The sequence below is a fragment of the Roseateles sp. P5_D6 genome (genome assembly GCF_054049415.1).
The window spans coordinates 260,303-275,146 of record NZ_JBFUMK010000004.1 but is presented as its reverse complement, the minus strand read 5'-3'; the positions used below and the strand labels follow the sequence as shown (position 1 = coordinate 275,146).

General features: G+C 69.9%; 16 protein-coding genes. 8 read left to right on the top strand and 8 right to left on the bottom strand.

All coding sequences use genetic code 11. The features are described 5' to 3' along the window. Positions 1-23 precede the first annotated feature (23 nt). Positions 24-749, bottom strand: coding sequence for a substrate-binding periplasmic protein (locus tag ACXJKM_RS07115; RefSeq protein ID WP_457351248.1), 726 nt, complete (start codon positions 747-749; stop codon positions 24-26). Positions 750-832: 83 nt separating this feature from the next. Here ACXJKM_RS07115 and apaG point away from each other — a divergent pair, with 83 nt between their 5' ends. The 3 genes from apaG (at position 833) to mltA (ending at position 4,371) form a co-directional block, all read left to right on the top strand. Beyond that, positions 833-1,207 (top strand): Co2+/Mg2+ efflux protein ApaG, encoded by a 375-nt coding sequence (gene apaG, locus ACXJKM_RS07110; RefSeq protein ID WP_056192606.1) that lies wholly within the window; start codon positions 833-835, stop codon positions 1,205-1,207. Continuing rightward, positions 1,204-3,171, top strand: coding sequence for a site-specific recombinase (locus tag ACXJKM_RS07105; RefSeq protein WP_457351246.1), 1,968 nt, complete (start codon positions 1,204-1,206; stop codon positions 3,169-3,171). Before apaG ends, ACXJKM_RS07105 begins: the two co-directional genes overlap by 4 nt. A gap of 102 nt (positions 3,172-3,273) precedes the next feature. Next, positions 3,274-4,371: a murein transglycosylase A gene (gene mltA / locus ACXJKM_RS07100; RefSeq protein ID WP_457351244.1), complete on the top strand. Its 1,098-nt coding sequence runs from the start codon at positions 3,274-3,276 to the stop codon at positions 4,369-4,371. Here the strand turns inward: mltA and ACXJKM_RS07095 are convergent. Continuing rightward, positions 4,355-4,636 carry a DUF427 domain-containing protein gene (locus ACXJKM_RS07095; RefSeq protein WP_056191728.1) on the bottom strand — a complete coding sequence of 94 codons (282 nt, stop codon included), beginning with the start codon at positions 4,634-4,636 and terminating at the stop codon, positions 4,355-4,357. The genes mltA and ACXJKM_RS07095 overlap by 17 nt on opposite strands. A gap of 24 nt (positions 4,637-4,660) precedes the next feature. Here ACXJKM_RS07095 and ACXJKM_RS07090 point away from each other — a divergent pair, with 24 nt between their 5' ends. From ACXJKM_RS07090 to ACXJKM_RS07080, 3 genes are all read left to right on the top strand, one after another. Beyond that, the gene (locus ACXJKM_RS07090) at positions 4,661-4,900 is read left to right on the top strand and encodes a hypothetical protein (protein ID WP_457351242.1); all 240 of its coding nucleotides are present in this window, start codon (positions 4,661-4,663) and stop codon (positions 4,898-4,900) included. Then, the gene (locus ACXJKM_RS07085; RefSeq protein ID WP_457351240.1) at positions 4,897-5,544 is read left to right on the top strand and encodes a glutathione S-transferase family protein; all 648 of its coding nucleotides are present in this window, start codon (positions 4,897-4,899) and stop codon (positions 5,542-5,544) included. The genes ACXJKM_RS07090 and ACXJKM_RS07085 overlap by 4 nt, the downstream gene beginning before the upstream one ends. A gap of 99 nt (positions 5,545-5,643) precedes the next feature. Then, a complete protein-coding gene (locus ACXJKM_RS07080; RefSeq protein WP_457351238.1) occupies positions 5,644-6,018 on the top strand; it encodes a zf-TFIIB domain-containing protein in 375 nt (124 codons plus the stop codon). Here ACXJKM_RS07080 and ACXJKM_RS07075 read toward each other — a convergent pair. The 4 genes from ACXJKM_RS07075 to ACXJKM_RS07060 form a co-directional block, all read right to left on the bottom strand. After that, positions 6,015-7,727, bottom strand: a complete 1,713-nt coding sequence (locus ACXJKM_RS07075; RefSeq protein ID WP_457351236.1) for an NAD(P)/FAD-dependent oxidoreductase — start codon at positions 7,725-7,727, stop codon at positions 6,015-6,017. The two genes, ACXJKM_RS07080 and ACXJKM_RS07075, sit on opposite strands and share 4 nt — an antisense overlap. Positions 7,728-7,814: 87 nt before the next feature. After that, on the bottom strand, positions 7,815-7,979 hold the full coding sequence (locus ACXJKM_RS07070) for a hypothetical protein (RefSeq protein WP_200955205.1): 165 nt from the start codon (positions 7,977-7,979) through the stop codon (positions 7,815-7,817). A gap of 66 nt (positions 7,980-8,045) precedes the next feature. Further along, a complete protein-coding gene (locus ACXJKM_RS07065) occupies positions 8,046-10,154 on the bottom strand; it encodes a putative bifunctional diguanylate cyclase/phosphodiesterase (RefSeq protein WP_457321090.1) in 2,109 nt (702 codons plus the stop codon). Between the two features lie 22 nt (positions 10,155-10,176). Then, positions 10,177-10,545 carry a methylglyoxal synthase gene (locus ACXJKM_RS07060; protein WP_457351235.1) on the bottom strand — a complete coding sequence of 123 codons (369 nt, stop codon included), beginning with the start codon at positions 10,543-10,545 and terminating at the stop codon, positions 10,177-10,179. A gap of 194 nt (positions 10,546-10,739) precedes the next feature. Here ACXJKM_RS07060 and ACXJKM_RS07055 point away from each other — a divergent pair, with 194 nt between their 5' ends. After that, entirely contained in the window at positions 10,740-11,534 is a 795-nt protein-coding gene (locus tag ACXJKM_RS07055) for an isocitrate lyase/PEP mutase family protein (RefSeq protein ID WP_457351233.1), read from the top strand. On the opposite strand, the gene ACXJKM_RS07050 is transcribed toward ACXJKM_RS07055, so the two are convergent. Beyond that, entirely contained in the window at positions 11,525-12,148 is a 624-nt protein-coding gene (locus tag ACXJKM_RS07050; RefSeq protein WP_457351232.1) for a hypothetical protein, read from the bottom strand. The genes ACXJKM_RS07055 and ACXJKM_RS07050 overlap by 10 nt on opposite strands. Before the next feature lie 9 nt (positions 12,149-12,157). Then, positions 12,158-13,045 carry an EamA family transporter gene (locus ACXJKM_RS07045; protein ID WP_457321094.1) on the bottom strand — a complete coding sequence of 296 codons (888 nt, stop codon included), beginning with the start codon at positions 13,043-13,045 and terminating at the stop codon, positions 12,158-12,160. A gap of 63 nt (positions 13,046-13,108) precedes the next feature. Between ACXJKM_RS07045 and ACXJKM_RS07040 the strand changes: the two genes are divergently transcribed. Then, entirely contained in the window at positions 13,109-14,734 is a 1,626-nt protein-coding gene (locus tag ACXJKM_RS07040) for a LuxR C-terminal-related transcriptional regulator (protein ID WP_457351230.1), read from the top strand. The last annotated feature ends 110 nt before the right edge of the window (positions 14,735-14,844 follow it).

The following is a 14,844-nucleotide window of genomic DNA, read 5'->3' as shown; positions in this document are numbered from 1 at the left end:
GCGGGGCGGGACTGGGCGAGGGGCTAACGGTACTTTTCGGCGAGTTGGCGCAGCGTGCCGTCCTTCTCCAGCTTGCGCAGCGCCTGGGTCAGGCGTTCCTCATGGGCGGCCGGCAGGTCGGCGCGCAGCGCGAGGAACTGCGGCTCCTCCTGGAAGACGGTGCGGCCGAACTTGAGCTTGTCGCCCAGCTTGCTCTGCGCCACATGGCGCTGCAGGTTGATGTCCTGGCCGTAGATGGCGTCGGCGCGCCCCATGACCAGCATCTGCAGGGCCTCGCGCTCGGAGCTCACCTCGGCGACAGCCACATTGGCCGCCACCAGCCGGCGCGCCAGCGCCGTGCCGCGCATGACCAGCACCGGCTTGCGGCGGCTCAAGGCGGCCAATTGGGCCAGCGAATCGGGGTTGCGCGGGTCGTCGGCGCGCTGCACGACCACGTGGCGGACGGTATACAGCGCCACCGGCGCATAACGCCATTGTTTCTCGCGCTCGGGCGACTTCAGCAGGCAGAAGAAAGCATCAATGAGGCCTTCGGCCAGCAGGCGTTCGACGCGCTTGAGCGGCACCTGCTGGTCCAGCCCGCTGAAGTGCAGGCTCGGGTCCTGCCGCTCGACGGCGTGCAGGATCTCCAGGCAGAGCCCGGGCTTGAGCGGGCCACCATCGGGGTCGTACTTCACTGTCGAGCTGGCCTGCTGGACCGTGCGCAGCGTCAGCTCCTGGGCCGGCGCCGCCAGGCTCAACAGCGCAGTCAACAACCAGGGCCAGCGCAGCACTTAGGATCACACACCCCGAAGAACATGCGGCGAGCATAGCCCCCGAGACGGACAATCACCCGATGGCCAACCCCCGTTTCAGTTGCAGCGTCACCGTGCAGACCCTGCCCGAGCAGACCCATCTCGAGCAAAGCCTGTACGCCTTCAGCTACACGATCACGATCGAGAACACCGGCGATGTGCTGTCCCAGCTCATCGGCCGGCATTGGGAGATCACCGATGCGCGTGGCCAGATGCAGGTCGTCGACGGCCTGGCCGTCGTCGGCCACCAGCCCGTGCTCGCCCCAGGCCAGAGCTTCCAGTACAGCTCCTGGGCCCAGATCGGCACCCCCCAGGGCACGATGCGCGGGCGTTTCCTGTGCGTGACCGAGGGCTGCGAGATCTTCCACACCGAGGTCGACGAATTCCTGCTCGCCGACAGCGCTTCTCTGCATTGACCTGGGATCTCACAGCTCTCCTGAACGCGGCCGACCCGCAGGCCGCGCTCGCCGAGCGCAATCTGTGGCTGGTGCGCCTGCTGGAATGGCTGCGGCACGCGCCGCGTGAAGAGGCCTCATCGGGCACGCCGCTGCCCATCGTGCGCCTGAAGCACCTGCTCAATGTGCTGGAGCGCCACCCCGAGCACGCCTGGGCGTTTGCCAATGTCATCGGCGGCGTCTGGAACGACGTCGACGCGGTGGCGCTGTTCGCCGAAGTGGGCTTCGCGCCGCGCATGGCGCTGTGGCATGAATTCCTGGGCCGGCTGCGCCGCCGCCTGTTGCCGGCCACGACCGACACGCGCGACCTCGCGGCGCTGTTCGAACTGCTCTTCCCCGACGAGGCCGACGAGGACTGGATCGCCGCCATCGACGATGAGCTGCTGGCGCGATTGGGCCTGCTGTTTGCCGCCACGCCCGACGACGGCTGGCGCGTCGAGGCCAACGCCGCGATCACCGTGCTGGTCAGCAGCGTGCATGCCGCCGGCCTGGCCGGCCCGCTGCGGGTGCGCATGGATGCGGAGTTGGTGCAGGACAAGCCCTTCCACCAGCTGCCCGCCGCCTGGGCGGCCGTCGAGCGCGCGCTGGCCGGCGCCGATGACGATGCGGCCGCACTGGGGTCGGCCATGCAATACCTGCACGCGTTGCTGGACCGCTGCCGCGCTGCTGCGCTGACGGTGCCCGAGCATCTGGAAGTGCATGGCGTGTCGGTGGATCTGATGTTCTCCGTCGAGCAGCTCACCGCGCGGCTGGACCGCATCGATGCGCTGCTGGCCTGCCTGCTGTCCCACGAACCCCAGCGCGAGCTGCTGCGCCTGGTGTCGGGCCTGGTGCGCGTCGTGCACGAGCGGCGCAGCCTGCGCACGCTGTTCGCGCGCCACTACTCGCTGATGGCGCGCAAGGTGGCCGAGCGCAGCGCCGAGACGGGCGAGCACTACATCACCCGCAGCCGCGAGGAATACCGCGACATGCTGCGTCGCGCAGCCGGTGGCGGCGCTGTTTTGGCCGGCACCACCTTCCTGAAGTTCGGCATCGCCCTGCTCGGCTTCACGGCCTTCTGGGGCGGCTTCTGGGCCGGTGTGAACTACGCGCTGTGCTTCGTCCTCATCCACCTGCTGCACTGGACGGTGGCCACCAAGCAGCCGGCGATGACGGCCCCGGCCATGGCCGACAAGCTGTTGCACATCGACCGCGACGACGCCATCGTCGGTTTCGTCGACGAAGTGACCCATCTCGTGCGTTCACAAGTGGCCGGCATCATCGGCAACCTCACCGTCGTGGCGCCGCTGGTGCTGGCGGTGCAGGGCCTGTGCTGGCTGGCCTTCGGTGCGCCGCTGGTGGGCGTGCGGGATGCCGAATACGTGCTGCATTCGCTGAGCCTGTTCGGCCCTTCGCTGCTGTTTGCCGCCTTCACCGGCACGCTGCTGTTCGCGTCCAGCATGATCGCCGGCTGGGTGGAGAACTGGTTCGTCTTCCACCGCCTGGACAGCGCCATCGCCTGGAACCCGCGCATCGTCGCGACGCTGGGTCAGACGCGCGCGCAGCGCTGGTCGCACTGGTGGCGGGCCAACATCTCCGGCCTGACGGCCAATATCAGCCTGGGCCTGATGCTGGGCCTGGCGCCGGCGCTGTTCGGCTTCGTCGGCCTGGGCCTGGAGGTGCGCCACGTGACGTTGTCCACCGGCCAGCTCGCCGCCGCCGTGGGGGCGCTCGGTGTCGGCGTCATGACGACCTGGGCCTTCTGGTCCTGCGTGCTTTGCATCGCCGGCATCGGCATGCTCAATGTCGGCGTCAGCTTCTTCTGCGCCTTCAAGGTGGCGATGCGCTCGCGCGGTGTGCGCCTGGCGGACCGCAAGCGCGTCTATGCCGCCATCCGTGCGCGGCTGCGGCGCCAGCCGCTGAGCTTCCTGATAGCGAGGAGTTAGTCCTCGCGCCGCTCGCCCTTCTTGCGGCCCGAGAACATGGTCCACCAGATGATGAAGACGAAGATCAGCAGCGCGCCGAGGGCTTCGAGGGCGAGTAACAGCATGGTTTGGTGCGCGCGGTTGGGGCTGGCCGCCATTCTAGGAAGCCTTGCCGCCTGCTCCTCGCCACCCCTGCAGCCGCCCGAGCCGGCGCCGGCCGTGCCGGCCGCGCTGCGGCCCGCGCCGCAGCGCTGGGTCGCCGCCGACTGGAAGGATCTGCCTGGTTGGGGGAGCGATGACCTGCTGGCCGCCTGGCCGGCCCTGCTGGCCAGCTGCCAGCGCCCCGCGCCGGGCTGGGCCGAGTTCTGTGCCCGCGCCGCGCTGCAGGTGCCCGCCGACCCGCTGGAGGCCACGCTGTTCCTGATGAAGCATCTGCGCCCCTGGCGGCTGCAGGGCGAAGGCGGTGAGGCCGCCGGGCTGCTGACGGGCTATTTCGAGCCCCAGCTCGCGGCCAGCCGCACGCGCCAGGGTGCCTTCCAGTGGGCGCTGCATGCGCTGCCCGCCGATGCCGCGCTGCGTCGCACGCCGCGCCGCGACATCGACGCCAATCCGCGCTTCACGGCGCTGGAGCTGGCCTATGTCGACGACCCTTTTGCGCTGCTGCAAGTGCAGATCCAGGGCTCGGGCCGTCTCGTCGTGCGCGATGCGGCTGGTGCCGACCGCGTCAGCCGCGTCGCCTACGCGGGCCACAACGATCAGCCCTTCCAGTCTGTCGCGCGCGCGCTGCTGGACCGTGGCGAGGTGGGCGACGCGACGCCACGAACCCTGAGCGACTGGGCGCGCCGCAACCCGGCCAAGGTGCGCGAGGCCCTGGCCGTCAACCCGCGCGTCGTCTACTTCCGCGAGGAGCCCCTGCCCGATGTGAACCAGGGCCCGCGCGGCGCCCAAGGCGTGCCGCTGACGCCGGGCCGTTCCGTCGCCATCGACCGCAGCTACATCGCGCTGGGCACGCCGCTGTGGCTGGACAGCACCGCGCCGCTGTCGACGACACCGCTGCGTCGCCTCGTGCTGGCCCAGGACACCGGCAGTGCCATCCAGGGCGCCGTGCGCGCCGACCTGTTCTGGGGCTGGGGTGAAGACGCCGCGCTGCAGGCCGGCCGCACCAAGCAGGCGCTGCGGCTGTGGGCGCTGTGGCCCGACGGATTTACTCCGAAACCTTGACGCCCTTCCAGAAGGCGTAGCGGCCCTTGATCTCGGCTGCGGCGGGCAGCGGGTCGGCGTAGTACCAGACCGCATCCGGGTTCATCTCGCCGTTGACGAACAGGCTCAGGTACTGAGCCTGGCCCTTCCAGGGGCAGCCGCTGCGGTGGTTGGAGAAGGTCGTGTATTCCTTCTTCAGCGCTTCGGCCGGAAAGTAGTGGTTGCCTTCGACGACCACCGTATCGTCGCTTTCGGCGATGGTTACGCCGTTCCACACTGCCTTCATCGTCTGCTCCGGGAGAATCAAGGGATGCGACGCTACCACTCCCACCTCGGCCGCGACATCGTCATCACCGGCGGCAGCGCCCGGGATCTCGACCCCGGCCAGTTCGGCGTGCTCGCCATCGACGGCGGCGCGGGCGGCTGGTCGGTCGTGCACAAGGGGCCGGAGGGCGACGTGGACGAGCTCAACAACGAGATGCACTTCGAGACGCCAGAGGAGGCGCTGGCGTTTGCGAAGGAGTTGATCGGGATGATGACCGCACCATGAACTCTCCCGCTGCCCCGCTCACCCTCTATGGGGCTGCTGCCTCGGGGTCTGTGGCTGTCGAAGCCGCGCTGACGCTGCTGGGCCTGCCTTACCAACTGATCGAAGGCGCCACCTGGGCCGAGGCCGCCGCGCGTGATCGCGTTGCGCCGACCAATCCGATGCGCCAGATCCCGACGCTGGTGCTGCCCGACGGCGAAGTCATGACCGAGAGCGCGGCCATCCTGATCTATCTGGCCGACCTGCATCCCGAGGCGCGGTTGGCGCCCGCGGCCGACGACCCGCGGCGGCGGCAGTTCCTGCGCTGGATGGTGTATGTGTCATCGGCCATCTATTCGCTGCACTGGATCAAGCCGGACGTGAAGCGCATCGGCGCACCCGACAGCGCGCGCGATGCGGTCGTCGACGCAGTGCACGAGCGCATCGCCTTCTGTTGGTCCAACATGGACCGCCAGTTGACGCCGGGGCGCTGGCTGCTGGGTGAAGAGTTGACCGTGCTCGACCTCTACGTCGCCGTCATCTCGCGCTTCGGGCCGTGGCGGGAGCGGTTCTACGAGGCGGCGCCGCGGATGGCGCAGGTCATCCGCCGTGTCGATGAAGAGCCTCGGTTGGCGACGCTGTGGCGCGAGCGGTTTCCTGACGATTGACTCCGACGCCGTCTTGCCATGCCGCTCAAGCGTGGCGCGGTGCACAAGTCTCGGCTGGCATACTGGTTGCGTGAACAACCTTCCTAACCCGCTGCCGCTATGAACTGCCCCAAGTGCCAAGCATCCATGGTCTCCGTCAGCACCGAAGCGGGGGCGGTCGATCAGTGCAGCGCTTGCGGCGGGCTCTGGTTCGATCGGCTCGAAGACAAGAAACAGTTGGACTTCGCCGAGCAGATTGACACCGGAGACGCCGAACGCGGGGCCAGGTTCAACACGGTGGATCGCATCTCCTGCCCCGTGTGCGCCAACACGCCGCTGACACGGATGGTGGACAACGATCAGCCGCATATCTGGTTCGAAGCCTGCCCGTCGTGCAATGGGCGATTCTTCGATGCTGGCGAGTACAAGGACCTTGCCGATCGATCGCTTTCTGACTTCGTCAAAAGCTTCAGGGCAAAGGCGCGCGGCGCCTAGACCTGCCCGCCCGCCTTCGCCCCCTTGCCCTGCAGCACCGGCGCATCCGGCATGCCCAGCAGAGCCGCCGCCAGCGCCTCGGCCACCTCGATGCCGTCGACGCCCGCGCTCATGATGCCGCCCGCATACCCTGCCCCCTCGCCGGCCGGAAACAGCCCGCGCACATTGACGCTTTGGTAGTCCCGCCCACGGTTGATGCGCAGCGGGGATGAGGTGCGCGTCTCCACGCCCGTCAGCACCGCATCCGGCCGGTCGAAGCCGCGGATCTGGCGCGCAAACGCAGGCAAGGCCTCGCGGATCGCCTCCAGGGCATACGACGGCAGCGAGCCGCGGCCCTTTTGCTGCAGGTCCGTCAGCGTGACGCCCGGCTTGTAGCTCGGCGCGACGTCACCGAATGCCTTGCTCACCTGCCGCTTGACGAAGTCCCCCACCAGCGAGCCCGGCGCCAGGTAGCCGCCGCCGCCCAGCTCATAGGCGCGGCTTTCCCAGATACGTTGGAAGGCCATGCCGTCCAGCGGGTTCACGGGGCTGCCGTCGCGCTTGCCGTCCTGGCGGTAGTCCTCGGGCGTGAGCCCCACGACGATGCCGGCATTGGCATTGCGCTCGTTGCGCGAGTACTGACTCATGCCGTTGGTGACGACGCGGTCGGGCTCGCTGGTGGCAGCCACCACGGTGCCGCCGGGGCACATGCAGAAGCTGTAGACCGAGCGGCCGTTCTTGGCGTGGTGCACGAGCTTGTAGTCGGCCGCGCCGAGGATCTCGTTGCCGGCGTGGACACCGAAGCGGGCCGCGTCAACCAGGCTCTGCGGGTGCTCGATGCGGTAGCCGATGGAAAAGGGCTTGGCTTCCATCTGCACGCCGCGGGCATGCAGCATCTGGAAGGTGTCGCGGGCGCTGTGGCCCAGCGCGATGACGACGTGGGTGGTGGCAATCTGCTCGCCGGATTCGAGCTGCACGCCACGCACCGCGCCGTTCTCGATCAGCAGATCGGTCATCTTCTGCTGGAAGCGGATCTCGCCGCCCAGCGCCTCGATGTCGGCCCGCATCTTGATGATCATGCTGACCAGGCGGAAGGTGCCGATGTGGGGCTTGCTGACGAACAGGATCTCGTCGGGCGCGCCGGCCTTGACGAACTCGGTCAGCACCTTGCGCGTCAGGTGGCGCGGGTCGGAGATCTGGCTGTAGAGCTTGCCGTCGGAGAAGGTGCCGGCGCCGCCTTCGCCGAACTGCACATTGCTCTCGGGGTGGAGCTTCTGTTCGCGCCACAGGCCCCAGGTGTCTTGCGTCCGCTCGCGCACGGCTTTGCCGCGTTCCAGCACGATGGGGCGCAGGCCCATCTGGGCCAGGATCAGCGCGGCGAACAGGCCGCAGGGGCCGAAGCCGACGACGACGGGCCGCGGGCCGGTGTACTCGCCTCGACCCTTTCCAAATTGGGCCAGGAAGTGGTAGCCGGTGTCGGGCGTGGGCCGGATCTGGTGGTCGCCGGCAAAGCGCGCCAGCACGGCGGCTTCGTCGGTGCCTTCGCTCAGCGTGCAGTCCAGCGTGTAGACGAGCTGGATGTCGCTGCGCTTGCGGGCGTCATAGCCGCGGCGGAACACCTGGATGGTGGCCAGCTCGGTGTCGGCGAGCTTGAGCCGCGCCAGCACGGCGGGTCGCAACGCGTCTTCGGTATGGCTGAGCGGCAGGCGGAGTTCGGTGATGCGGATCATGGTGGTCAGGATTTAGCCGACAACAAAAACAAACAGGCCCCGCAGGGCCTGTGTGTGGGGAAGATCGTCAGGCGATCAGCCCGTCAATCAACCCGAATGCGGGCGCTTGCCCGGGTTCTTCTTGGAGCGGGTGTGCGAACCGCGCTCCAGGCTGCTCAGCTGGCCCTTGCCGGCGGTGAAGGTCACGCCCTTGGGGGCTTCGGGACGGGGGGTGGCGCGGCGAGCCGCTTCGGTGATGATCTTGTTGCCCATGATGGCTCCGTAAACAAAAGCCCACAGCAGGGGCGAAACGCAAAACAGCGACGAAAGGCGCGGATTTTAGCCTGTTCGGCCCAGCCAGGCTTCAAAGTCCGGCAGATCCATCGGCCGGGCCAGCAGATAACCCTGGATGAGATCACAGCCGCAGGCCGTGATGCAGTCCAGTTCGGCGGCGTTTTCCACCCCTTCGGCGGTCACCTTGAGGCCCAGGCCCTGGCCCACGCCGACGATGGATTTCAGCAGGGCCTGGCGGCGTGGGTCGCCGTCCACGTCCTGCACAAAGCTGCGGTCGATCTTGAGTTCGTCCACCGGCAGGTGCTGCAAATAGGCCAGCGACGACTGGCCGGTGCCGAAGTCGTCGATGGCCAGGCTCACGCCCCAGGCCTTCAACGCGTTCAGCACGGCGATGGGATCGGTGCCGCTGGACATCAGGCCGGTCTCGGTGACCTCCAGCTGCAGCTGGCCGGGGTCGACGCGGTATTCGGCCAGCAGGGCGGCCAGGCGGGCCGGCAGGGTCTGGTCCTGGATGTCCAGCGTCGAGATGTTGACGGCAATGCTCATGGGCTCGCGGCCCTCGGCCTCCCAGGCTGCCAGGGTGCGCACGGCGCGGGCCAGCATCCAGTCGGTGATCTGGCGGATGCGGCCGCTGCGCTCGGCAAAGGGCACGAAGTCGCCCGGTGGCAGCCAGCCGCGCTGCGGATGCTGCCAGCGCACCAGGGCCTCGGCGCCGGTGATGCGGCCGGTCTTCAGACAGCGCTTGGGCTGCAGGAACTGGCGCAGCTGGTCCTGCTGGATGGCAGTGGCCAGGTCAGACAGCAAGCTCAGGTGCAGGGCGCGCGAGGCCTCGGCGCTGGGGTTGAAGACGGCAACGTCCTGGCGCAGGCGCTTGGCCTCGAACATGGCCTGCTCGGCACGGCGCAGCAGGGCCTCGGTGTCAGCGGCATGCTCCGGCCAATGGGCCACGCCGAGCGACACCGACAGGTCCAGCGACTGGCCCTGCCAGCTGAGCTTGTGCTCGACCTCTTCGCGCAACTGGGCGGCCAGCGCGTTGGCATGGTCCAGCCGTGCCACGGGGGCGAGGGCCGCGAAGGTGCCGCCGGCCAGGCGCCCGTAGGCGGCGACGCCTTCGAACAGGCCCTCCAGCTTGGCTGCCGCACCGCGCAGCAACGCGTCGCCCGCGTCAAAGCCCAGCACGCTGTTGACCGCCTTGAGCCGGTCGACGTCGATGCAGATCAACACGGCCAGCTGCTCGCGCTCGGGCAGGTTGGCCAGCAGCCGGTCGCCGTCGGCGATGAAGCGGGCGCGCTGGGGCAGGCCGGTCAGCAGGTCGATGTCGGCCAGGCGGCGCAACTCGGCCTCGCGCTCGCCGACGGCTGCGGCCATGGTGTTCATCGCCGCGGCCATGTGGCCGAGCTCGTCGGCCGAGTCCACCTCGATGCGGTGGCCGTACTGGCCCTGCGCGATCAGCTCGGCGCCGTCCTCGGCGCGCTTGAGCGGGATGACGATGGAGCGCGTGACGCCCACCGCCAGCAGCGCCCCGGCGACGAGGGCGCCGATGCACAGGGCCAGCACGCCGGTGCGGTCGACGTCGATCTGGTCGCGCAGCTCACGGGCCTGGGCCGTGCCCGCACGCTCCTCGCTGGCCGCGAGCTGGTGGATGGCGCTGACAAAGAGGGACAGGGCCGATTCGGTGTCACTGCCCAGCAGGGCGCGGGCGGCCTGGAAATCGTCGCGCTCGATGAGGTTGCGCACGTCGACATAGCTGGCGCGGTAGTCGGCCAGGCGCAGGCGCACCTCGGACAGGCGATCGGTGCGGGGCCCCAATGGCAGCACCATGGCCAGCCGCTGCATGGCGTCGTCGAGCCGATTGTTGGCCGACGCGATCTCGGGGTAGGCCGACACGCGCAGCTCGGCGTCGGGGCTCATCAGCACCAGCAGCTTGCGGGCGACGGCCTCGGCATTGCGGTTGATCTCGTTGACCGAGTCGCGGATGACGGCCTGGTCGTCGACGATGCGGTTGAGTGCATCCGACAACCCCGTGAGGCGATAAACCGACAGGGCGGCGAGGCCCATCAGCAGCAGCAGCAGCAGACCGAAGGCCAGGCCCAAGCGGGTGCGTATGCGCAGCCGCCGCGACAGCCGGCTCAGGGGCCTGTCGAGGCTGCTCATGGGGCCGACGGCATCTCAGGCGTCATGCAGCGCTCCAGCGCGCCAGCAGCAGCCGCGCGGTGGCCACATTGGTGGCGCAGGGCACGTCGTGCACGTCGCAGGCGCGCACCAGGGCGTTGATGTCGGGCTCGTGCGGCTGGGGCGTCATCGGGTCGCGCAGGAAGATGACGCCGTCCAGGTCGCCCACCGCCAGCCGCGCGCCGATCTGCAGGTCACCGCCCATCGGGCCGCTGAGCACGCGCTCGATGGTCAGGCCATGGGCTGCGTTCAGCCGGGTGCCCGTGGTGCCGGTGGCCATCAGCTGGCAGCGGCGCAGCAGCGGCAGGAAGTCGGCGACCAGGGAGATCATGGCGTCCTTTTTGCCATCGTGGGCGATCAAGGCAAGCTTCATGGTCGGAAAGGCGGGGAGTTCTGCAAAGGATTGACGTTACACGCAAGACGTGACCATAAACGCGCAAGACTTGGCACATTGCCGGTCTGGCGGCACCTGTTACTCGATGTACCCGCCGCCGGCCTGCTGCCATGGTCTGGCAGCGGGGCTCGGCAGCATCGCCAATCTATCTCGCCAACCCCGCAAAAGACACCATGAACTTCCGCCAGCTCCACCAGGGCCCCGGGCTCCTGAAGATCGCCAACGTCTGGGACGCCGGCAGCGCCGTCCTGGTCCAGGCCTTGGGCGTGCCGGCCCTGGCCACGACCAGCGCCGGCCTGGCCTGGGCCCTGGGCTACCCGGATGGCAACCACCTGCCGGTCGACGAGCATGCCGCGGCACTGCGCCGCATCGCCCGCGTCGCCCGCGTGCCGCTGTCGGCTGACAGCGAGGCCGGCTACAGCGACGACCCGGCGGTGGTGGCCGACAACATCCTGAAGTTCGCCGAAGCCGGCGCCGCCGGCATCAACATCGAGGACGGTGCCGGAGCGCCCGCCCTGCTGTGCCGCAAGATCGAGGCCATCAAGGCCGCCGCGGCGCGGGCCGGTGTCGATATCTTCATCAATGCGCGTTGCGATGTCTGGCTGAAGAACCTGGCGCCCGGCCGGGCGGTCGAGGAAGTGCTGCTGCGGGCGCGCGACTATGCAGCGGCGGGCGCCGATGGCCTGTTTGCCCCTGGCGTGACGGCCGTGGCCGACATCGAGGCCCTGGTGGGCGGCCAGCCCCTGCCGTTGAACGTGATGGCGCGGCCGGTGCTGCCGGGCCTTGACGAACTCCAGCGCCTGGGTGTGCGCCGCATCTCGGCCGGCAGCGCCATCGCCGAGGCGGCCTGGGGCCGCGCGCAGCGTGCGGCGACGGGCTTCCTTGAGCATGGTGCTGGCACTGAGCTGTTCGACGGCGCCGCGCCCTATCCGCAGATCAATGGCGCCCTGGCTTCGGCTCAAGGCTGAAGCGACACCCGCAGCTGCAGTTCACGCTCGGGCCGGCCGGCGGCATCCGCGCTGCTCAAGGTGCCCTTGGGAGCGGGGGATGCCGCGCTGCCGCTGCGTGCGACGGTCTGCCAGCGGTCCAGCGCCAGCTGCAGCGTCGACTGGAAGGCGTGGTCGTCCTGGTCGATGTCGAACGCGACCTGCACCGGCGCCTTGCCGCCGGGCCAGGTGGGCGTCACGGTGAAGCTCTGCACCGAGCGGCGCTCGGCGCTGCGCGGGCTGGCGTAGACGCGTTGGGGCGTGCGGGTGGTCGGGTCGAGCTCGACGACGGCATCCACCCACTGCAGAGGCTCGCGGGTCGTCAGGCGCAGCATGCCGCGTTGGCCGTTCAGCACGTTCAGGCGCTGGATCTGCTGGGGCGCTGGCGCCGCGGTCGAGGTGACGATTCCGGCGCCGCGCGGCGAGATCGAGCCCGCCGTGCCGACCACGACCGCACCGTCGCGCACGGCGGCCTGTGCGGCGGGCGGCAGGTTGGAATCCACCCAGCGCAGCTCGACGATGAGCTGCACGGCGGGTGGGGCGGCGGTGGCCCAGGGCGCAACCAGGGCCAGCAGGAGCAGGAGGCGGCGCTTCATGCGCCCAGCTTATTCCTCAACGGCCTTGGCCCTGGCCGCCAAAAGCCGCGGTCCGAACAGGTTGATCGCCAGACCGGCCAGCACCAGGGCGGCGGCGATGAGCTTCCAGGCCGGCAGCGGCTCGCCCAGCAGCACCGCGGCCGAACCCATGCCGAACACCGGTACCAGCAGCGCCATGGGCACGATGCGCCCGGCCGGATGGCGGGCCAGCAGCCAGCTCCAGACACCATAGCCGAACAGCGTGTTGCCGACCGACTGCCACAGCACCGCCGTCCAGGTGCCGAGGTCCGACGCCGCCAGGCCCGCGGCCATCTGCTGCGGCCCGTCGATCAGCAGCGCCAGCAGCAGCAGCGGCGGCACCGCGAAGGCGCTGCTCCAGACGACGTAGGCGAGCATGTCGATGCGGCCGGCGCGCTGCGTCAGCAAATTGGCGCAGGCCCACGAGAAGGCGGCCGCCAGCACCATGGCGATGCCCACCGCCGTGGTGGTGCCGTCGGTGTGCGAGGCGATGACAACAATGCCGCTGGCTGCCAGCACCAGCCCCAGCCATTGCGCGCCCAGCACCTTCTCCTTGCGGATGCGCACCGCCAGCAGCAGCGTGAAGAACACCTGGGTCTGCACGACCAGCGAGGCCAGCCCCGGCGAGATCTGGCTGCGCATGGCGAGATACAGCAGGCCGAACTGGCCCACGCCGATGAGGATGCCGTAGCCCGCCAGATTGCCCCAGCCCACCTGCGGCCGGCGCAGGAAGAAGCAGGCCGGCACCAGGGCGAAGCTGAAGCGCAGCACGGCCAGCGTCATCGGCGGCAGCGTGTGCAGGGCGTATTTGATGACGACGAAATTGCTGCCCCAGATCGCCACGACCGCCAGTGCGAGCAGGAAATGGCGCAGCGGCAGGGTCTGTGCGGAGGGGGATGACATGGAGGCAGTCTAGGCGGAGGCACTTCTACAATTTTTGCCATGGATTTCCTCGTTCCCGCCACGGCGCTGGCCGGCCTTGAAGCGGCCGCGCAGGGCGGCGAGGCGGCAGCGCTGGCCGAGTTGGCCTGGCAGCTGCGCCAGCGCGACAGCCGCCGCGCGCTGGCCCTGTGTGAGCAGGTTCTGGCCATGGCGGGTCTCACGCCTTCATTGCAGGCCCGGCTGGCGCTCTCGCGTTGCGAGATCGCCGCCCTGCAGGGGCGGCTCGACGAGGCCGAAACGCAGCTGGCGCAGGCTCGGCGCAGCGGCGGCGGGGCCACGCTGGAGGGTGATGCCTTGCTGGCCGAGGCCGTCGTCGCCAAGGCGCGCGGCCAGCGCGAGCGCGAGCTGGGCGCCTATGCCCGTGCTGCGGCCTGCCACGCACGCGGGCCTGACCCGCGCCGCCAGGCCATCGCCCGCGCCTGGCTGGCCTACGAGCAGTCCTTCGCGACGCCAGCCGATGCGGACGCACCCGCGGCCGAGCCCGCTGCGGCTGCCTTTGCCGACGCTGCGCTGGCACTGCCGCTGTCCCGCCGCGACCCGGCGCGCGCAGCGGCGCTCTTCCTGCGTGCGGCCGATGCGGCCCGCCACTGGGGCCTGCTGCGGCACGCCCTGGTCTGCACCATCAATGCCGGTACGGCCCTGCAGGGCCTGGGCGAGTTTGACCGCGCAGCTGCCTGCTACGACCAGGCGACGCTGGAATCGCGCGCGGCCGGTTGGCCGGCCTTGATCGGCGCCTGCGAGACGCGGCTGGGCGCGCTGCTGAAGGAGATCGGCCGCCTCGATGAAGCGCTCGTGCTGCTGGGCGACGCGCTGGCCTCGCTGGCGGGCGTGCCGCCTGGCATCAACAAGGCCAACGCCTGTGCCGAACTGGCCCAGACGCTGCTGGCCCTGGGCCGCGGCGTCGAGGCGGTCGGCCCCATGACCGAGGCGATCGCGATGTACCGCGCGGTGCGCTCCACGGACAACCTGACGGTCAACCTGCTGGGCCTGGCGCGGGCGCTGTCGGCGGCAGGCCAGGTGGACGTGGCGCAGGCTGCGCTGGATGAAGCGGAGCAGCTGATCGCACGCCATGGCTTCAACGCGCTGGTCGTCGGCGTGCAGGAGGCGCTGACCGAGATCCACCGCCGGCACCCGCACCTGGCGCCGCCGCCCGGCCTGGTGTTGCCAAACGCGACGCTGCACCACGGCGAGGCGACGCTGGCCGAGGGGCTGAAGATCGTCGGCTGGAAGGCGCCGGCCTCCCTGCACGTGGCCCTGGCCGAGGACTGGGCCGCGGCCGGCGACATGGGCCGGGCCTATGGCCATGCCCGCCAGGCCCTGGCGCTGAAGGACGGCGAGACCGAGCGCATGCGGCTCAGCCAGACGCCGGCGGCGCTGCGCCGCGGCGCCGTGCCGCAGGGCGCGGGCGCAACGGCCGCCGAGCGCCTGCTCAGCCCCAAGGAGCGCGAGGTGCTGGTGCTGGTGGCGCGCGGCTACGCCAACAAGGAAATCGCCACGGCGCTGGCGGTCAGCGACGAGACGGTCAAGTCGCATCTGAAGAAGATCTACGCCAAGCTGGAGGCCGGCTCGCGCAAGCACGCGGTGACGCGAGCGCGGGCGCTGGGAGTCATCGGCGTGGCGGGCTGACCGGGTTTTTCCTCCCCGCGCTCGCGGGTCCCCCGCCGCGGGGGATGGGCGGGGTCGGGAGGCGGCCGCACAGTGCCCTCACCCCGGACAAGACGACCACGAGCCCGGGC